This is a genomic window from Methylovorus mays, assembly GCF_020531915.1.
GTDB classification, from domain to species: domain Bacteria; phylum Pseudomonadota; class Gammaproteobacteria; order Burkholderiales; family Methylophilaceae; genus Methylovorus; species Methylovorus mays.
Genome location: NZ_JAJAVG010000007.1, coordinates 1 through 17040 on the forward strand (window position 1 = coordinate 1; position 17040 = coordinate 17040).

Here is a 17040-nt window from a genome sequence, read left to right on the forward strand (position 1 = left end):
ATGTCATAGAGGCAAAAAATGAAAACACAGAGGGACGCAATCAAGACGATCCAGTAGAGGTTACGTTGCAGCGCAAAAACAGCCTCCCAGAACAGGGGGCGCAGTATGAAGAACCATAAAAACTGGCCGACCGGTCCGAGCATCAGGATGACAGCGCCAAGAATCATCAAACTGATCATGATCCAATCACGTTTTTGAGGAGGCTTTTTCATGACATGAACTCACTTGCATAAACGGGAAATGACGGAAAGGTGGAGACGTCAAACATGGCCGGGTATGGCTTGGCGTAGAGTCGAGTGGTTGGGCTTCTCAGGCGGACATGCTCCAGCCCATCAGGCAGGATCTTATCGAGCGCGGGACCTTGCAGGGTCAGCAGGCGACGGGAGGAGAGCAGCGAGGAAAGCATGACAGGGAATCATGTGGCAAAAGACGGAACCGATCATGCACAGGATTGTGAATTCAGGGTATTGCCCCTAAGGGTAGAAGCGCTTATTCAATAACTGCGTATTTCTGAATACTCTCCCGACCAAGTATCGAAATATGGATATGAATTTATCAAGACCGCTAACAACCGACATAAAAAAACCGGCCATTTCGGCCGGTTTGATCCGCTTGCCAGCGATCAAGGCAAATCGTTAGTCACGGTCACCCAGTACTGCCATCAGAATCTGCAGCAGGTTGACGAAGAGGTTGTAGATATCCAGGTAAATAGCCAGCGTAGCCATCACATAGTTGGTTTCGCCACCATTCACAATGCGGCTCACGTCATACAGGATAAAGCCGGAGAACAACAGCACAGCCACGCCAGACAGGGCCAGTGAGAACGCTGGAATCTGGAAGAACATATTGGCCAGGGAAGCAATGATGAGCAGCACGATGCCGACCATCAGGAACTTGCCCATGAAACTGAAATCCTTCTTGGTGGTGGTTGCGATACCAGCCAGTGTCAGGAAAATAATGCCAGTGCCGCCTGCGGCAAGACCAATCAGCTGGCCACCATTACGCAGTTGCAGCGCCACTTGCAGGATAGGGCCAAGCATCACGCCCATGAACAGGGTCAGGGCCAACAGCAGAATCACGCCCAGGCCGCTGTTGCGGTTAGCCTGAATGCCATAAAACAAGCCAAACATGCCAGCCAGTGTAGCCAGTGCGAACATGATGGGGTGCTGAGCAGCCCAGCTGAAATTCATGCTCATGCCGATGAAGGCACCGATCACGGTGGGGATCATGCTGAGTCCGAGTAGCGCGTAAGTATTGCGCAGTACCTTGTTGCTATCGGCAACCAGCACTTCGGAATTACGTGCGATCTCATAATTGCTTTGCATCATTTGCGTTCCTCATCAAAAAAATCTGTACATCAATCAATTGTTAAGACTAAACAAACATCGTTAAAGTTTCAACCTTGGCGTGACATTTAGCATGGCCCATCAAGAGGCCTCGGCAAACATGTCATCCTCATGGATACCGATCTGGCTGATGGTGTGCACCGCCTCAATATACTCCTGGCTTTCACGCAGGCCCGTCATGTCCGCCGGATGCAGTTTGCCATGCATGCGGGCGAGGCGAGCCAGACTCGGCGCCGAAATATTCCACTGAAGATTTTCAAGCAGCTCATCGGCAAGGTCGGGACGATTGCACAGCAAGGCCATATCGCACCCGGCATTCAGTGCTGCCAGCGCACGCTGGGTAACATTGCCCGCCACCACCGCGCCTTCCATCGACAGGTCATCGCTGAAAATCACGCCATTAAATGCCAGACGTTGCCGCAGGACTTTCTGCAGCCAGCGCTCCGAGAAGCCAGCGGGCTTGTCGTCCACCTTGGGGTAGATCACATGTGCAGGCATGATGGCGGGCAAGCCGTCATCAATCATCTGGCGGAAAGGTTGCATGTCGGTGGAAGCAATCTCGTCAAAGCTGCGCTCATCCACCGGAATCGCGATGTGCGAATCCGCAGCAATGTAGCCATGGCCGGGGAAATGCTTGCCGACGGCGGCCATGCCGCCACGTTTGAGGCCTTGCATCAGCGCATACGCCAGTTCGGCAATAGCCTGTGGCTGCATGTGAAAGGCGCGATCGCCGATTACCTGGCTGACGCCGTAGTCCATATCCAGCACTGGCGTAAAGCTGAAATCGATGCCATGGGCACGCAACTCCACGGCCATCAGCCAGCCAGCTTCTTCGGCCAGCTGTTTGGCTTTTTTCGGTTGTTTGTCCCAAATCTTGCCGAATTCGCGCATGGGGGGAATGCGGGTAAACCCTTCGCGGAAACGCTGCACGCGGCCACCCTCATGGTCCACGCCTATCAGCAAGGGCGGCTGGCGCACGGCATGAATACTGGCGGTGAGGGCTTTCAGTTGAGCGGGCGACTGGTAGTTGCGGGCGAACAGGATCACCCCGCCCACCAGCGGGTGTTGCAAACGGCGGATATCGGCGGCATCCAGTTCGGTGCCAACCACATCCAGCATAATCGGGCCTAGTGTCATGGTTTGGTTTTTTAGGTTGAGTGTTAAGTGTCTGTTTTCAGGGCAAACGGATTGAAATCGGTATGGCGATCGTAGTAATCCTCATTTTCGGCACGCTTGAGCCACGCCACCACTTTGTATGTTACCGGGGTGAATACGACTTCCACGCCGACCTTGGCCACAAATTGCGCCAGCATCACCAGCGGCAGCTTGTCATCGGGGATCACTCCGCTACCGTAAAACGCCAGGGGATAAAACAGCGCGGAATCCACGCCTTCACCGAAGATGGTTGAACCTATGGTGCGCATCCACAGCCAGCGTCCGGCGGTCATGACTTTCATTTTTGCCATGATGTAGGAATTCACAAACTCGCCTGCAGCAAAGGCCACCAGCGAAGCCAGCGATACGCGCCAGGCCGAGCCAAAGGCAACTTCATAGGCTTCCTGGTTATGCCAGAACGGCGCGGCAGGTAAGGCAACGATCATCCAGGCCATGAACGAGGCAAAGGCCAGGCCACCGAACCCGGCCCAGATGACTTTGCGTGAACGGGAATAGCCGTAAACCTCCGTCAGGATATCGCCAAAAATGAAGGAAATAGGGAAAAACAACAGGCCCGCGCCGAAGGTCAGCGTGCCCAGCACCGGTACGTCGATCTGCGAAATCTTGGCCGGGCCAATCAGATTGGAGCAGACCAGCACGGTGACAAAAGCAGCCATCATGAGGTCGTAATAGCGGTAGCTACGCGGTGTCTGCACGGGGAAGTAAGTTTTGGAAAGCGATGCCGGAATAGTAGCAGCTTTTTCCGCTTATGCCCGCTTCACATCCCAATGGTCGCGCAGGCGATCGCCGAGCAGATTGATCGCCAGCACCAGCGACATCAGGCTGATGCCGGTAGCCAGCACATAATGCGGTGCCACCAGCAGATAGCGCACGCCATCGCGCAGCATGCTGCCCCAGGAGGCCTGCGGTGCCTGCACCCCCAGCCCAAGGAAGGACAGGCTCGCCTCCGCAATCACCAGGCCCGCCATGCTGTAGGTCGCCTCCACCACCAGCGGTGCGGCCAGCAAAGGCAACATGTGGTGCCGCATCAGTCGCCACGGACTGGCCCCAAGCGCTTCGGACGCCTGCACATGCTGGCGTTGCCGCAGGGAAAGCGCCTGCGCCCTGGTCAGGCGCGCATAGCCCACCCACGAGGTCATGCACAAGGCCAGCAGTAAATTGTTCAGGCCGGGGCCCAGCACGGCGGCAAATGCAATCGCCAGCAGCATGCCGGGAAATGCCAGGAAGATATCGGTGATGCGCATCAGCAGGCGGTCCAGCCAGCCACCATAAAATCCGGCCAGCAGGCCAAGCACGGTGCCTATCGACAAGGTAATCAGCGTAACGGCGCTTACCACCAGCAGCGACACCCCTGCCCCACTCAGCAAACGCGCCAGTATATTGCGGCCAAGATCGTCGTAGCCCAGCCAGGCATGGTGATCCGCAGCTGCCAGAATGTACTCGAGGTGGATATGGTCGGGTTGCAAATCAACGACGGCTGCCAACATCACGGCAGCAAGCCAGAACAGAATCACCAGTGCGGGCAGTTGCTTCATGACAGGCGCACGCGCGGGTCCAGCCGCTGGTAAGCGATATCGGTAACCAGATTTACCAGCACATAGGTCAGCGCAATCACCAGTACACAGGCCTGGGTCACCGGATAATCGCGCTTTTCGATGGACTCCACCAGCAGACGGCCCAGACCATCCCAGCCAAACACGGTTTCGGTAATCACTGTGCCCGCCAGCAGGCTGCCCATCTGCAGGCCGACGACTGTCACTACTGGCAGCAAGGCCGCACGCAGCGCATGGCGCAGGATGACATGCGACTCGCTCAAGCCCTTGGCCCGGGCCGTGCGAACGAAATCTTCGCTCAGCACTTCCAGCAGGCTGGCACGGGTCATGCGGGTCAGGATGGCACTCAGGCCAAAACCCAGCGTCAGGGCGGGCAGGATAATGGCGGAAGCTGGCGTCATGCCACTGATAGGCAGCCAGCCCAGCCACAGGCCAAACAGCAACATGAGCAAGGGCCCGAGCCAGAAATGTGGCATGGCCGATAATGAAAGGCTGAACAAGGTCGCCACGGTATCCGGCCAGTGCCGGGCGCGGAGCGCGGCGAGGATGCCGAGCGGCAGCCCCACCAGCAAGGCGATCAGCAAGGCCAGCATGGCAAGCTTGAGCGTCGCGGGCAGGCGCTCTGCCAGCAGGCTGCTCACGGCCTGCCCGCTATGGATGGAGCGCCCGAAATCGCCATGGGCAAGATGTTGGAGGTATTGCACGAACTGCACTGGCAAGGACTGATCCAGCCCCAGCTCGGCCCGCAGCTGGGCACGGTCTGCCACGGCGGCAGACTCGCCCAGCATGACATCCACCGGATCGCCCGGCACCAGATGCAACAGCAAAAAAGTCAGCAGCAGCACGCCAAACACAACCGGCAGCACGCCCCACAATCGCTTAATCACGCGCCGTATCATCCTCAAGCCATACGGGTGTTCCCACCGGCACCAGGTCAAACAGCGCGATGACATCCGTATTGCGCATGCGCACGCAACCATGCGAAGCCGCCACCCCCATGAGTTCGGTATCAGGCGTGCCGTGAATGTAGATGTAGCGCTGCATGCTATCGACCTGCCCCAGCCGGTTGAAGCCAGGCTCGCAACCGGAAAGCCAGAGGATTCGGGTCAATATCCAGTCGCGCCCCGAATAGTGGGCGGCCAGCTCAGGCGTCCAGATTTCGCCTGTAGGACGACGGCCACGAAACACGGTATATGGGGCCGCACCTGCGCCTATCTTGGCCCGTATGATATGCGCGCCACGCGGCGTGCATCCGCTATCTTTCTGCTCGCCGGGGCCATTCAGCGCGGTAGAAACAGCATAGCTCGCCAGCAGGGATCCGTTGTCATCAAGCACATCAAGCTTTTGCTTTTTAAAAGAAATATTAATCTGCATGGTCGTTTTTACTGTTCCGCGTTACCGTGATGAGGCCATCCCAATTACCGTCGGCTGCCAGCGTGTAATGGTACAGGCCACGCCGCATGGCGACAAACTGCCCTTCATACCAGAGCGGCACATACGGCAGCAGTGCATGAATACGCTGGGTGGCCGCTGGCCAGTCGCGCTGGTCTATCAGCGCATCCAGCTCGGCATCCTGCAGCCGCCCGCGGTTGGCGCCAAGCGGCGGGACGCTGGCCGAATGAAACGCCAGCCGGTAAATATCCGGCGTGCGGATGCCCACCCAGTTGAGGCTGTACATCTGAAAATGGCCCTGGCGGATATCATCAAAAAACGTGCCCCAGTCCAGGCTGCGTATCTGCAAATCGATACCCGCCTCGCGCATTTGGGCCTGCAGTATGGTGGCTAGCCGCACGCGTTGCGCATCGGTGGAGGTCTTGTAGACCAGCGTCAGCGGCAGGTGCACCCCGGCTTCCTGCAACAGCTGACGCGCCAGTTGCGGATCATGCGCATACGGCGTCAGGCTTGCATTGCCCGCCCAGTGTTCGGGCGGCAAGATGGCGCCTGCCAGACGGCTATCCGGCACCAGGGCCAGGCGCACGATGGCGGGCCGATCAATGGCATGAGCAATGGCCTGACGCACTTTGGGGTTGGCGAGCAGCGGGTCTTGCAGATTAAAGCCGAGATACGAAAAATTGGCACCCTGCGTATGTTCCACCTTGAGCGCCGGCTGGGTTTGCAGATACACCAGCAGCTCGGGCGGCAGATCACCCGCCAGCAGGTCAATTTCACCGCGCACCAGTTTCAGCACGCGCACAGTCGGGTCTTTCACCTCTTCCAGCACATAGCGCTGCCCGTCGGACTGACGTTGCAATACGAGGGGGCCGCGCCACCTTACAAAGGCGAGGGGCCCGCTGCCCACCGGCTGGCGACTGAAGTCGTGCCCGGCGGCAATCAGGTGCGCAGGCAAAATGCCGATGATGAGCCGCGCTGGAAATTCCGGGTCTGCCGCATCCAGCGTGAAATCAATCGTGTCATCGTCCATCGCCCACACCTTGCGGATATGTGAAAACTCGGCCGCCAGCGGGCTGGCGCCAGGCTTGAGCATGGACTGATAGGTCGCGACGACATCATGGGCGGTCATGGCACTGCCGTCATGAAAACGCGGTACGGGTTTCAGCAAATGAAAGCGGTAGTGATCGGCGGCCAGTTGCTGCCAGTCGGCCAGCGCCGGTTGCGGGCGGGCATGGGCATCAAAGCGCACCAGGGCCTGATAAAGCAGACGATTGACGCGGGCAGAGGCAGCATCCGTCGCCATGCGCGGATCCAGATTGACCGGGGCCTGCGCCAGCCCCATATGCACCGCAGTGTCGGGGGCGGACGGCGTGCAACTGCTGAGCACCAGCGCCAAGCACAGCCACCAAGCGCTTAAATACCTATGCAAGCGTCATTCCCTTTCCCGTCATTGTCGATTCCCGCTGCCTGGCATTCTATTACATTTAGGGAGTATTGCTTTTTTATGCGTCTGTAGCAGACTAGCGCGTTGATGCAGGCAACATATCCTGCCGCGCTGGAGTCTTATGGCATGTCGGGCCGCCATGGCGCCGCCCTTTCCCCAATCTTCAGGAGATGAAATGAATCCCAAGCAAACAGCACTGGTACTGATTGAATTTCAGAATGACTTTACGTCCGAAGGCGGCAGCCTGCATGGGGCGGTGAGCGGCGTCATGGCTCAGAACAACATGCTGGCAAATACCGTGGATACCGTGAATCAAGCGCGTGCCCAGGGCGTCACCATCGTGCATGTGCCCATCAGTTTTACGCCGGACTACCGTGAGCTGCCCAGCGCGCCCTACGGCATTCTCAAGGGCGTGGTGGATAGCCAGTCTTTTCGCAAAGGCACCTGGGGCGCCGAGATAGTGGATGTGCTGACACCTGCTGAAGGCGACATCATCGTGGAAGGCAAGCGCGGCCTGTGCGGGTTTGCCAGTACCAATCTGGATTTTGTCCTGCGCAGTCGCGGTATCCAGCATGTGGCGCTGGCCGGGTTTTTGACCAATTGCTGTGTGGAGTCCACCATGCGTACGGCTTACGAACTGGGCTACCAGGTGATTACCCTGGGCGATTGCACCGCCACGCTGAGCCCGGAAGAACAGGAAATGGCGATTGCCAAGAATTTCCCCATGTTTTCCGTTCCCATGGATCACAAGGGCTTCCTCGCCACATTACAGGGTTGATGCCATTTGAGTACGTTGCATTTCAGGATGGCTGACATCGCCGATATTCCCGCCTTGGCGGTGCTGGTCAATAGCGCTTATCGCGGTGAATCGAGCCGTCGTGGCTGGACTACCGAGGCTGACATATTGGGCGGGCAACGTACGGATGCCGGGGAATTGTCCGAGCTGATCGCGGCGCCAGCCTCCTACATTCTGCTGGCTGAGCAGGCGGGGCAGATCATCGCCTCCATTCATCTCAAGCAGACGGCCAACCAGTCGGCCTATGTGGGCATGCTGGCGGTGGAGCCAGGGCTGCAGCAGCGCGGCACTGGGCGCGCCCTGCTCACTCACGCCGAGAAAACTGCCTGCCAGGGCTGGCAAGCCAGTGAAATCTCCATGACGGTAATCACCCTGCGCACCAGCCTGATTGCCTATTACGAGCGCCTGGGCTACCAGCGCACAGGCAAGCTGCAACCCTTCCCCGATGACCCGCGCTATGGCCTGCAAAAAGTACCAGGGCTGATGCTGGAAACGCTGACCAAGCGCTTTTAGTCTAACCAGGCGCCTGGCCAGGTCTGAAAAACATGGCCAGACGCAGGTATCCGATGTCAGACGGATGTCTGGATTTTTTCAAAGAGCGCAATCGATTCCACATGCGAGGTGTGGGGGAACATATTGATCACGCCCGCAGCTAGCAGGCGATAGCCCTTGAGGTTGACCAGCACGCCAGCATCACGCGCCAGTGTCGCCGGATTGCATGAGACATACACAATCCGTTCAGGACCGGCTACCTTGGGGGCAACCGGCATGGTGCCATCCTCGCCACGGCCGACATCCGCCAGCGACTTGATCAGCTCCAGTGCGCCATCCCGCGGTGGATCAATCAGCCATTTGTCGAAGTAGCCCAGCGATTGCAGCGCTTCTGGCGTCATCTTGAACAGATCGGCCTCGCGATATTCCACCTGATCGGCCAGCCCATTCAGGCTGGCGCTTTCCACCGCACGCGCCACCAGCGCGGCTGAGCCTTCCATGCCCAGCACGGTCGCGCCGCTGCGTGCAATAGGCAGGGTAAAGTTGCCCAGGCCACAGAAAAAATCGGCAATACGCTCCTGCGGCTGGGCGCCAAGCAGCTGCATGGCACGGCGCAACATGACGCGATTGATATGCGGATTGACCTGGGTGAATTCAGTCGGCTTGAACGGATAGGTGAGCTGAAATTCCGGCAGCGAATAGGTCAACGCCGGGCCGTTCAATGGATAAAACGGCATGACGGTATCCGGCCCTTTGGTCTGGGTCCATATCTGTACGCCATGCGTATCGGCAAACGCCTTTAGGATGGGACCATCTTCGGGTCGCAATGCCTCGAGTATGCGCAGTACCAGCACGGTGGCCTGCTCGCCCACCGCTACTTCAATCTGCGGCAGGCGCTCACGCACGCTCAATTGCGCGATCATGTGCTGCAAAGGCACGATCAATGCCGACACATGCGGTGGCAAGACTTCGCAGCTATCCATATGGGCCACAAAGCTGCTGGCTTTTTCATTGAAGCCGACCAATACGCCGCCTTTTTTCGGCACATGGCGCACCCGCAGGCGTGCCTTGTGACGATAACCCCATGCCGGGCCGTAGATAGGCGGCAGCATGGTTTCCGCCTTCACCTTGCCGATATGCCAGAGATTGCCTTCCAGCAGCCGCTGCTTGGCCGCCACTTGCCCGGAGAAGTCCAGATGTTGCAGGGCACAGCCACCGCAATAGCCGAAATGCGGGCATTTGGGCGTGGTTCTGAGGTTGGATGGTTTCAATACCTCCACCACATCCGCCACCTCGTAACTGGATTTGCGACGATGCGATTTGTAGGTCACCTGCTCGCTCGGCAGCGCGCCGTCAATAAAAATGGTTTTGCCGTCCACATGGGCGACACCGCGCCCTTCCTGATCCAGCGACTCAATAAATGCAATAGTAGAATTTTCCATGGCCGGCATTTTACCGCAGACTGCCTTGCACACGGCATACATCGATGCATGCACCTTAATTTGTTGAACATGCACCCGGCAGGTGCAGAATCACTTGTACAAGCAGACAAATACCATGCAAACCAAGGCATTAAGGTCAATGTGCGCATGGGCATGTTTTTTGCTGAAGTGTTCTTGATCACATCCATTCAGAACAGAGGCCGTATGCAAACTGCATCTCATGCCGCATTGAGCACCATGACATCCAGCCTGATACAGCATCAGCAGACCGGGGACTTTGAACACCAGGCCAGCCTGCTCAAAGGCTGGAACCAGGATTACCTGCAACTCTCTGCCGGGGCGTTTGAGGGCTATGTCTCGGAGCTTTACCTGCGCGACATGCATCTGTTTCTCGAATACACCAACCAGGTGCTCTACCAGAGCGGCCATCTTGGCGAGGATGTCATTGCCATCGGCGTTCCCTTGCAAAGACCCCATGGCATGTTCTGTGGCAGTTCCTGTCAACCTGCTGCCGTCCATCTGTATTCCGGCAACCAGGGCTTTGAATATATCTCTGCCCAGGAAACCCTGGTGGGCGTGCTGACCATCAAGCGCGAAGTCTTAATGGCGGCACTGTGCCCTGATGAGCAGGCACAACTGTCGAATGTCATCAAGCAGGCCAGGCTGCTGCCTGTCAGTGAAAGTGCCTGGGTCAGGCTTTGCACGTATCTTTCCGGCACGTTTGAACGCTTGGCGACGACACCAGAGCTCGCAGATAGCACAGCATTCCTTGAAAGCGTGCGCATGGCGGGCCTGGAGGTCATTGCCGATTGCCTGTTGCCAGCCGCAGAGGCGATCCATGTGCCTGGCGCAAAATCCTGGAAAATGATTACCGAAGTGCGAGAGCTGGTCAGCCAGCCAGATACGCAGGCGCTGACCGTAGCGGATTTATGCCAGAGACTGGGCACCAGCCGCCGCAGCCTGCAATACCACTTCGAACAGGCGCTCGATATCAGCCCGATTGCCTTCTTGCGCGCCGAACGCCTCAACGGCGTACGTCGCATGCTGAAAACCGCCAACTCGGTGACGGAAGCCGCGACGCACTGGGGCTTCTGGCACTTCGGGCATTTTTCGCAGGAATACAAAAAGATGTTTGGCGAGCTGCCATCAACGACCTTCCGCCGCCTGCATCCGCTTAACTAATTCTCCGCCAAAAAACAAAGGCCTGATGTGGAGCACCCGTTGGTGTCCATCATCAAGCCTTTATTTATCGCCAACCTTCACCCATCCGGGTGCTCTTCTGGCGCGGAGCTTATGACTTACTCGGTTTCTTCCTGAAATTTGCGGCGGGCACGCACACCGGCAGCCAGCGTATCCAGCAAGGACACCGTGTCGTCCCATCCCAGGCAGGCATCGGTGATCGACTTGCCATATTCCAGCGTGCAGCCAGGGCTGTGCTCCTGACGCCCTTCGTTCAGGTGCGACTCCACCATGACGCCGATAATACGGTCATCGCCACCTGCCAGCTGGCCGGAGACATCCAGCGCTACATCCAGCTGACGCCGGTATTGCTTGAGGCTATTGGCGTGCGAGCAATCGATCATCACCTTGGCGGCCAGTCCGGCCGAGGCCAGCTCATGCGCTGCTGCTTCCACATAGGCCGCCTCGTAGTTAGGCTCCTTGCCACCACGCAGAATCACATGGCAGTCTTCATTGCCACTGGTCGACACAATCGCGGAATGGCCTTCCTTGGTAACGGACAGAAAGTGATGCGGGCTGGCAGCCGCCTTGATCGCATCGACTGCAATGCGGATATTGCCATCCGTCCCATTCTTGAAGCCCACGGGGCACGATAAGCCGGAAGCCAGCTCGCGATGCACCTGTGACTCGGTGGTGCGCGCACCAATCGCGCCCCAGCTCACCAGGTCGGCGGTGTATTGCGGCGTAATGGTATCGAGGAATTCGGTGCCCGCAGGCATGCCCAGCTCATTCACTTCCAGCAGGAAGCGACGGGCGAGTTGCAGGCCTTCGTTGATACGGAAACTGCCATCCAGGTACGGGTCGTTGATCAAGCCTTTCCAGCCCACGGTGGTGCGTGGCTTCTCGAAATACACGCGCATGACGATGAGAAGATCGGCCGACAGGCGATTGCGCTCTTGCAGCAGGCGCTTGGCGTACTCGACACCCGCATCGTAATCGTGGATGGAGCATGGCCCGATGATCACCAGCAGGCGGTCATCGGAGCTGTGCAGGATACGGTGAATGGCAGCGCGGGTTTCGAGGATATTGTCTGTCGTGGCACTCGTGGCCTGCAACTCATCCAGCAGGTCTGACGGTGGGCGCAACTCCTTGATTTCCTTGATACGGACATCATCGGTGGCAAATTTTTGACTAGGACTCATGAATTCTGCAATGCAGCGCAAGGCGCAAACGATGTGCTTGAAGTAAAACGGCTATTATAAGAGCTGTGCAAAAAAAAGTAGATTGATTATTTGCACCCTGACGATTTACGCCGCAAATCAGCCGCCGAGGCGGATTCCGGGCCCATACACAGGCCCACATGATTTAAGTCATTAGTCATAAAGGATTATTGCACCCGCATGATGCTTTGATTATCATGCAACACGGCTTGGGAAGAAGCCATCAAAACGATAAATCGGCATAGACCATGATTAGCTCCACTACGACGCCGCACGCATTGGGCGGTCATATCATTCAACATCGGAATAATGCGTAAGAAACTCCACACGCATTACGACAACCTCAAGGTTGCGCGCAACGCGCCACCCGAAGTGATTCGTGCGGCCTACAAAACCCTGTCGCAGAAATACCATCCCGACCGCAATCCGGATAATGCCGAGGCTTCGCGCATCATGGCGCTGATCAATACCTCGTACGAAGTGCTGTCCGATCAGGAAAAACGCAAGTCGCATGATTTGTGGATTGCCGAGCAGGAAGTGGTCGTACGCCGGCCACCACCTCCTCCGCCCGAACAGCCGCGAGCCAGCAGGGCCGAACCCAGAACAGAATCCGCTGCACCCAAGACTTCAGCTTCAGCCGTATTCGGGAGCCGCTTGCGCCAGCATTGGGCCACCCGGCATCTGCTACGCTATGGCCTGCTTTATATCAGCAGCGCGGTCTTTATCTGGACCTTCAGCAGCGACAAGCAGGCCCCGGCGGTCACCATGCCCAAGCAGTATGTGGCCACCCCGCCCATGGAACCGGAAGCCAGCCTCACTACCAGCAAGCGCACGCCATTTGCGCCCAATGGCGCGCCGTGGCCGCACAACGCGGGCTATGTGGATGGTTACCCAAAATTGCGTATGCAAGGTCTGTCGACCGTTACCGTGGACAATCGACAGAATGATGGTGATGTTTTCGTAAAACTGGTCTACCTTGGCGACGATCAGGCATTTCCGGTACGGCAGTTTTTCATTCCCGCCCGCGGGAAATTCACGCTGACCAAGGTCAACCCCGGCGATTACGATATCCGCTACCGCAACCTGCAAAATGGCGCCCTGGCAAGATCAGAAGCGTTCAAACTGGAAGAATCAAGCACCACCGAGGGCATTCAGTTCAGCAAGATCACCATGACGCTGTACAAGGTGGAAAACGGCAACATGCAGACCTACAACCTGACCGACGAAGAGTTCTAGTCAGGCAGATTCTCCCGGCAAACGCGGTACGGCCTGCACTTCGATTTCTACTGCGTCACTCTCATCCTTCAGCGCCACACCCGAAAGCTTGAGCCGCATGGATTCGCGTGCCAGCCACAGCAGTTTTCGAGCAGCCGCCGCGTACATCAGGCCTTCTGGCCGCACATTCGAAATGCAGTTGCGATCCGCATCGTTACGACCGGTGCGGGGGTCATAGGTCAGGTAAACACCCAGGCTATCCGGTGAACTCAGGCCAGGGCGCTCACCAATCAGCATGGCGACCATGCGGGCGTTGAGCAACTCGCCTATGGTATCGGCAATGGCCACACGCGCCTGGCGCACCAGCACCACCGGGCCCGTGCTCCAGTCCGGCGGAAAGATCGCCTTGATTTCGGCCAGCAAGCCGTGCACATGCCGCTCTACTGCCAGGGATGACAAGCCGTCCCCGACCACGATGAGCAGGTCTATCGGACTGGCGCTGCGCATGGCCAGCAGCTTTTCGCTATCAGCCTCACTGAGGCGACGCCCGAGGTCGGGCCGCAGCAGATAGGTCGCGCGATCCGGCGCACAGCTATGCACCTGCACGGTGTCGTAACCCAGTTCGGCAATGCCCGCCGCCAGTTGATCCATATCCAGCGCCAGATGCACGGCATCGCGCGCCATGGCATGCGACATGCCAAAATCCAGCACTTCACGCGTAGGCAGGCTGCTGCCCACCCGTCCCAGGGCAATGCGCGCACGGGTAAAGCCTTTCAGCTGCTGCCAGGGGTCATCGGCCAAGGCTTCTGGTTTAAGAGGTTGATCGTTTTCTTTCATGGGAAACTACGCTGCACTCAACAGATTCTTGGGCATGTTTTGCAACATGTGATGACCAGTACGCACCGGCTGCACCAGGCCTTGGGCGTCCATGATGTTCATTTTCATCAGCCACTGCTCGAATTCCGGCGCAGGCTTCAGGCCCAGCACCTTGCGCAGGTAAAGCGCATCGTGGAATGAGGTGGTCTGGTAATTCAGCATGATGTCGTCCGCACCGGGGATGCCCATGATAAAGGTCAGGCCAGCAGCCCCCAGCAAGGTCATCAGGGTATCCATATCATCCTGATCGGCCTCAGCATGGTTGGTGTAGCAGACATCGCAGCCCAGCGGCAGACCCAGCAGCTTGCCGCAGAAGTGATCTTCCAGCCCGGCGCGGATGATCTGCTTGCCATCGTAGAGGTATTCCGGCCCGATAAAGCCGACCACGGTATTGCTGAGCAAGGGCGAAAAGCGGCGCGCCACGGCATAGGCACGGGCTTCCACCGTTTGCTGATCCACGCCGAAATTGGCGTTGGCGGACAAGGCCGAGCCCTGCCCGGTTTCAAAATACATGACGTTATTGCCGACCGTGCCGCGCTTGAGCGCCTGAGCGGCGTCATGCGCCTCCTGCAAAATACCCAGGTTGATGCCAAAACTCTGGTTGGCTTTTTCGGTACCGGCAATCGACTGGAATACCAGGTCCACCGGCGCGCCCTTTTCCATCACCTGAATCTGGTTGGTGACATGCGTCAGCACGCAGGATTGGGTAGGAATGCCGTATTGGTTGATGACTTCATCCACCAGGTAATACAGATCCATCAGCGCCGGAATACTGTCGGTCGCCGGATTGATGCCGATCACCGCATCGCCGGAGCCATACAGCAGGCCATCCAGCATGGAGGCGGCTATGCCACGCGCATCGTCAGTGGGGTGATTCGGTTGCAAGCGCACCGACAGGCGGCCCGGCAAACCGATGGTATTGCGAAACGCCGTGGTCACATGGCACTTGCGCGCCACCAGTATCAAGTCCTGATTGCGCATCAGCTTGCTGACAGCGGCGGCCATTTCCGGGGTTATACCGGCAGCTACACGCTTCAGTGTGACGCTGTCGGCGATGTCAGACAGCAGCCAGTCACGAAAACCGCCCACGGTGAGGTGACTGATCTCGGCAAAGGCGGTGGCATCGTGCGTATCCATGATGAGGCGCGTCACCTCGTCTTCTTCATACGGCACGACCGCTTCCTGCAGGAACTGGCGCAAGGGAATATCGGCCAGGCACATGCGGGCGGCCATGCGTTCGGCATAGGTCTCCGCGGCCACCCCGGCCAGATAATCACCAGAGCGGGCTGGCGTTGCTTTGGCCAGCACGTCTTTCAAATCGGTAAAGGTATAGTGGACTTGGCCTACGCTATGACTGTATTTCATGGCATGCATCCATTGGGTTGAAGATGGCAGCAGGGGGCGACAATCTACCTGCATGCCGTGCCGGAGTCGCTAGACCCCGGCACTGACATTCCTGCGGCCATTGTTACATGACGATCACAATTAACTCTCTGACACTATACGGCAGTGCCTGCCACCACATTGTCTGACGAAGCATCGCGGTGATGCTGGGTCACACTGTAGTACACATAGGCCAGCGCCATCAGCACAACAAAGATGAAAGCCAGCAGCTGGTTATAGTAGATCATGGTCACCAGGCTGACGACGGCCAGACCCAGCGCAATTGCCGGGAACAATGGATAGGCAATCGCAGTGAACGGACGTTCCAGGTTAGGCTCATTTTTACGCAGCGCAAACAGGCTGATCATGGACATGATGTACATGACAATCGCGCCGAACACCGCCATGGTGATCAGGTTGGCCGTCAGCGTCATGCCGCCGAACTGGATCAGGTCATCACTGAAAATCGCGGCCACGCCCACGACGCCACCGGCAATGATGGCACGGTGTGGGGTCTTGAACTTGGGATGCACTTCACCGAAATACTTGGGCATGTAGCCAGCACGGGCCAGGGCAAAAATCTGGCGCGAGTAGCCCAGGATAATGCCGTGGAAGGACGCCACCAGGCCGAACAGGCCAATCCACACCAGCATATGCAGCCAGCCGCTGTTTTCACCCACGATCATCTTCATCGCCTGTGGCAATGGATCATTGATGTTGGACAGCGTGCGCCAGTCACCAGCACCACCGGCAAATACCATCACGCCTATCGCCAGCGCTACCAGCGTCAGAATGCCCGCGATGTAAGCCTTGGGAATGGTGCGCTTGGGATCTTTGGCTTCTTCTGCTGCCATGGCAACCCCTTCAATCGCCAGGAAGAACCAGATCGCAAACGGAATCGCCGCCACAATGCCGGGGATAGCCGCCATGCTGAAGGTGTTCTCGCCAGACCAGCCGTTAGCTACGAAATTGCTGAACGAGAAACCAGGCGACACCACGCCCATGAACACCAGCAATTCAATAATGGCCAGGATGGTCACAAACAGCTCAAAAGTCGCAGCAATGCGCACGCCAATGATGTTGAGACCAATAAAGATCACATAAGCCCCGGCCGCCATGATCTTGGGATCAACGCCCGGAAACTGCACATTCAAATAGGCACCGATCGCCATGGCAATCGCCGGCGGTGCAAATACAAACTCCACCAGCGTGGCAAAACCGGCAATAAAGGCCGCCTTGGAACCCAAGGCACGCCGCGCGTAGGCAAAAGGCCCACCCGCGTGCGGAATGGAAGTTGTCAGCTCGGTAAAGCTGAAAATGAAGGTGGTATACATGATCGCGATGAGGATCGCGGTGACCAGAAAGCCCAGCGTACCGGCTTGCGCCCAGCCGTAGCTCCAGCCGAAATATTCACCTGAAATCACCAGGCCCACAGCCAGGCCCCACAGGTGCCAGCCGTTCAAAGAGGATTTTAAAGAGGTGCTCATGACAGAACTCCGTATCGAAAATGGACGTGAAAAACCAAT

General features: G+C 57.7%; 18 protein-coding genes. 4 read left to right on the top strand and 14 right to left on the bottom strand.

Annotation, left to right across the window (positions count from 1 at the left end; all coding sequences use genetic code 11):
- The 9 genes from LG203_RS08655 to LG203_RS08695 form a co-directional block, all read right to left on the bottom strand.
- Positions 1-212 (bottom strand): hypothetical protein (locus LG203_RS08655; protein WP_230345405.1); only part of this gene is annotated, 212 nt, incomplete at its 3' end.
- Positions 209-406, bottom strand: coding sequence for a hypothetical protein (locus tag LG203_RS08660; RefSeq protein WP_230345406.1), 198 nt, complete (start codon positions 404-406; stop codon positions 209-211). The genes LG203_RS08655 and LG203_RS08660, both read right to left, overlap by 4 nt.
- Positions 407-635: 229 nt before the next feature.
- Positions 636-1328 (bottom strand): Bax inhibitor-1/YccA family protein, encoded by a 693-nt coding sequence (locus tag LG203_RS08665; RefSeq protein ID WP_013441802.1) that lies wholly within the window; start codon positions 1326-1328, stop codon positions 636-638.
- Between the two features lie 99 nt (positions 1329-1427).
- Positions 1428-2483: a beta-N-acetylhexosaminidase gene (nagZ, locus tag LG203_RS08670; protein WP_230345407.1), complete on the bottom strand. Its 1056-nt coding sequence runs from the start codon at positions 2481-2483 to the stop codon at positions 1428-1430.
- Between the two features lie 23 nt (positions 2484-2506).
- On the bottom strand, positions 2507-3217 hold the full coding sequence (locus tag LG203_RS08675) for a queuosine precursor transporter (protein WP_230345408.1): 711 nt from the start codon (positions 3215-3217) through the stop codon (positions 2507-2509).
- Positions 3218-3268: 51 nt separating this feature from the next.
- A complete protein-coding gene (locus tag LG203_RS08680) occupies positions 3269-4057 on the bottom strand; it encodes an ABC transporter permease (protein WP_230345409.1) in 789 nt (262 codons plus the stop codon).
- Positions 4054-4974, bottom strand: a complete 921-nt coding sequence (gene nikB, locus LG203_RS08685; RefSeq protein WP_230345410.1) for a nickel ABC transporter permease — start codon at positions 4972-4974, stop codon at positions 4054-4056. The genes LG203_RS08680 and nikB overlap by 4 nt, the downstream gene beginning before the upstream one ends.
- Complete coding sequence (locus tag LG203_RS08690) at positions 4955-5449, bottom strand: L,D-transpeptidase (RefSeq protein ID WP_230345411.1); 495 nt, start codon at positions 5447-5449, stop codon at positions 4955-4957. Before LG203_RS08690 ends, nikB begins: the two co-directional genes overlap by 20 nt.
- Positions 5439-6896 (bottom strand): ABC transporter substrate-binding protein, encoded by a 1458-nt coding sequence (locus LG203_RS08695; protein WP_230345412.1) that lies wholly within the window; start codon positions 6894-6896, stop codon positions 5439-5441. The genes LG203_RS08690 and LG203_RS08695 overlap by 11 nt, the downstream gene beginning before the upstream one ends.
- Positions 6897-7086: 190 nt before the next feature.
- On the opposite strand from LG203_RS08695, the gene LG203_RS08700 reads away from it, so the two are divergent.
- The gene (locus LG203_RS08700) at positions 7087-7689 is read left to right on the top strand and encodes a cysteine hydrolase (RefSeq protein WP_230345413.1); all 603 of its coding nucleotides are present in this window, start codon (positions 7087-7089) and stop codon (positions 7687-7689) included.
- Positions 7690-7716: 27 nt separating this feature from the next.
- Positions 7717-8220, top strand: coding sequence for a GNAT family N-acetyltransferase (locus tag LG203_RS08705; protein WP_230345414.1), 504 nt, complete (start codon positions 7717-7719; stop codon positions 8218-8220).
- A 56-nt stretch (positions 8221-8276) separates the two neighbouring features.
- On the opposite strand, the gene rlmD is transcribed toward LG203_RS08705, so the two are convergent.
- The gene (gene rlmD, locus LG203_RS08710) at positions 8277-9650 is read right to left on the bottom strand and encodes a 23S rRNA (uracil(1939)-C(5))-methyltransferase RlmD (RefSeq protein ID WP_407665383.1); all 1374 of its coding nucleotides are present in this window, start codon (positions 9648-9650) and stop codon (positions 8277-8279) included.
- A 195-nt stretch (positions 9651-9845) separates the two neighbouring features.
- On the opposite strand from rlmD, the gene LG203_RS08715 reads away from it, so the two are divergent.
- Positions 9846-10823, top strand: coding sequence for a helix-turn-helix domain-containing protein (locus LG203_RS08715; protein WP_230345416.1), 978 nt, complete (start codon positions 9846-9848; stop codon positions 10821-10823).
- Between the two features lie 116 nt (positions 10824-10939).
- Here the strand turns inward: LG203_RS08715 and aroG are convergent, their stop codons facing one another.
- The gene (gene aroG / locus LG203_RS08720; protein ID WP_230345417.1) at positions 10940-12022 is read right to left on the bottom strand and encodes a 3-deoxy-7-phosphoheptulonate synthase AroG; all 1083 of its coding nucleotides are present in this window, start codon (positions 12020-12022) and stop codon (positions 10940-10942) included.
- 327 nt (positions 12023-12349) lie between these two features.
- Here aroG and LG203_RS08725 point away from each other — a divergent pair, with 327 nt between their 5' ends.
- Entirely contained in the window at positions 12350-13276 is a 927-nt protein-coding gene (locus tag LG203_RS08725; RefSeq protein ID WP_230345418.1) for a J domain-containing protein, read from the top strand.
- Here the strand turns inward: LG203_RS08725 and eutC are convergent, their stop codons facing one another.
- The 3 genes from eutC to eat form a co-directional block, all read right to left on the bottom strand.
- A complete protein-coding gene (eutC, locus tag LG203_RS08730; RefSeq protein WP_230345419.1) occupies positions 13277-14092 on the bottom strand; it encodes an ethanolamine ammonia-lyase subunit EutC in 816 nt (271 codons plus the stop codon).
- A gap of 6 nt (positions 14093-14098) precedes the next feature.
- Positions 14099-15496, bottom strand: coding sequence for an ethanolamine ammonia-lyase subunit EutB (locus LG203_RS08735; RefSeq protein ID WP_230345420.1), 1398 nt, complete (start codon positions 15494-15496; stop codon positions 14099-14101).
- 134 nt (positions 15497-15630) lie between these two features.
- Entirely contained in the window at positions 15631-17001 is a 1371-nt protein-coding gene (gene eat, locus LG203_RS08740) for an ethanolamine permease (RefSeq protein ID WP_230345421.1), read from the bottom strand.
- Positions 17002-17040 lie beyond the last annotated feature (39 nt).

What these genes read in the sequence shown, in the direction of transcription:
- LG203_RS08715 (WP_230345416.1), top strand. Translation starts at nt 9,846, where the DNA reads ATGCAAACTGCATCTCATGCCGCATTGAGCACCATGACATCCAGCCTG.
- LG203_RS08680 (WP_230345409.1), bottom strand. Translation starts at nt 4,057, where the DNA reads ATGAAGCAACTGCCCGCACTGGTGATTCTGTTCTGGCTTGCTGCCGTG.
- LG203_RS08725 (WP_230345418.1), top strand. Translation starts at nt 12,350, where the DNA reads ATGCGTAAGAAACTCCACACGCATTACGACAACCTCAAGGTTGCGCGC.
- LG203_RS08665 (WP_013441802.1), bottom strand. Translation starts at nt 1,328, where the DNA reads ATGATGCAAAGCAATTATGAGATCGCACGTAATTCCGAAGTGCTGGTT.
- LG203_RS08690 (WP_230345411.1), bottom strand. Translation starts at nt 5,449, where the DNA reads ATGCAGATTAATATTTCTTTTAAAAAGCAAAAGCTTGATGTGCTTGAT.
- LG203_RS08700 (WP_230345413.1), top strand. Translation starts at nt 7,087, where the DNA reads ATGAATCCCAAGCAAACAGCACTGGTACTGATTGAATTTCAGAATGAC.
- aroG (WP_230345417.1), bottom strand. Translation starts at nt 12,022, where the DNA reads ATGAGTCCTAGTCAAAAATTTGCCACCGATGATGTCCGTATCAAGGAA.
- eutC (WP_230345419.1), bottom strand. Translation starts at nt 14,092, where the DNA reads ATGAAAGAAAACGATCAACCTCTTAAACCAGAAGCCTTGGCCGATGAC.
- eat (WP_230345421.1), bottom strand. Translation starts at nt 17,001, where the DNA reads ATGAGCACCTCTTTAAAATCCTCTTTGAACGGCTGGCACCTGTGGGGC.
- LG203_RS08660 (WP_230345406.1), bottom strand. Translation starts at nt 406, where the DNA reads ATGCTTTCCTCGCTGCTCTCCTCCCGTCGCCTGCTGACCCTGCAAGGT.
- nagZ (WP_230345407.1), bottom strand. Translation starts at nt 2,483, where the DNA reads ATGACACTAGGCCCGATTATGCTGGATGTGGTTGGCACCGAACTGGAT.
- nikB (WP_230345410.1), bottom strand. Translation starts at nt 4,974, where the DNA reads ATGATACGGCGCGTGATTAAGCGATTGTGGGGCGTGCTGCCGGTTGTG.
- rlmD (WP_407665383.1), bottom strand. Translation starts at nt 9,650, where the DNA reads ATGCCGGCCATGGAAAATTCTACTATTGCATTTATTGAGTCGCTGGAT.
- LG203_RS08705 (WP_230345414.1), top strand. Translation starts at nt 7,717, where the DNA reads ATGGCTGACATCGCCGATATTCCCGCCTTGGCGGTGCTGGTCAATAGC.
- LG203_RS08735 (WP_230345420.1), bottom strand. Translation starts at nt 15,496, where the DNA reads ATGAAATACAGTCATAGCGTAGGCCAAGTCCACTATACCTTTACCGAT.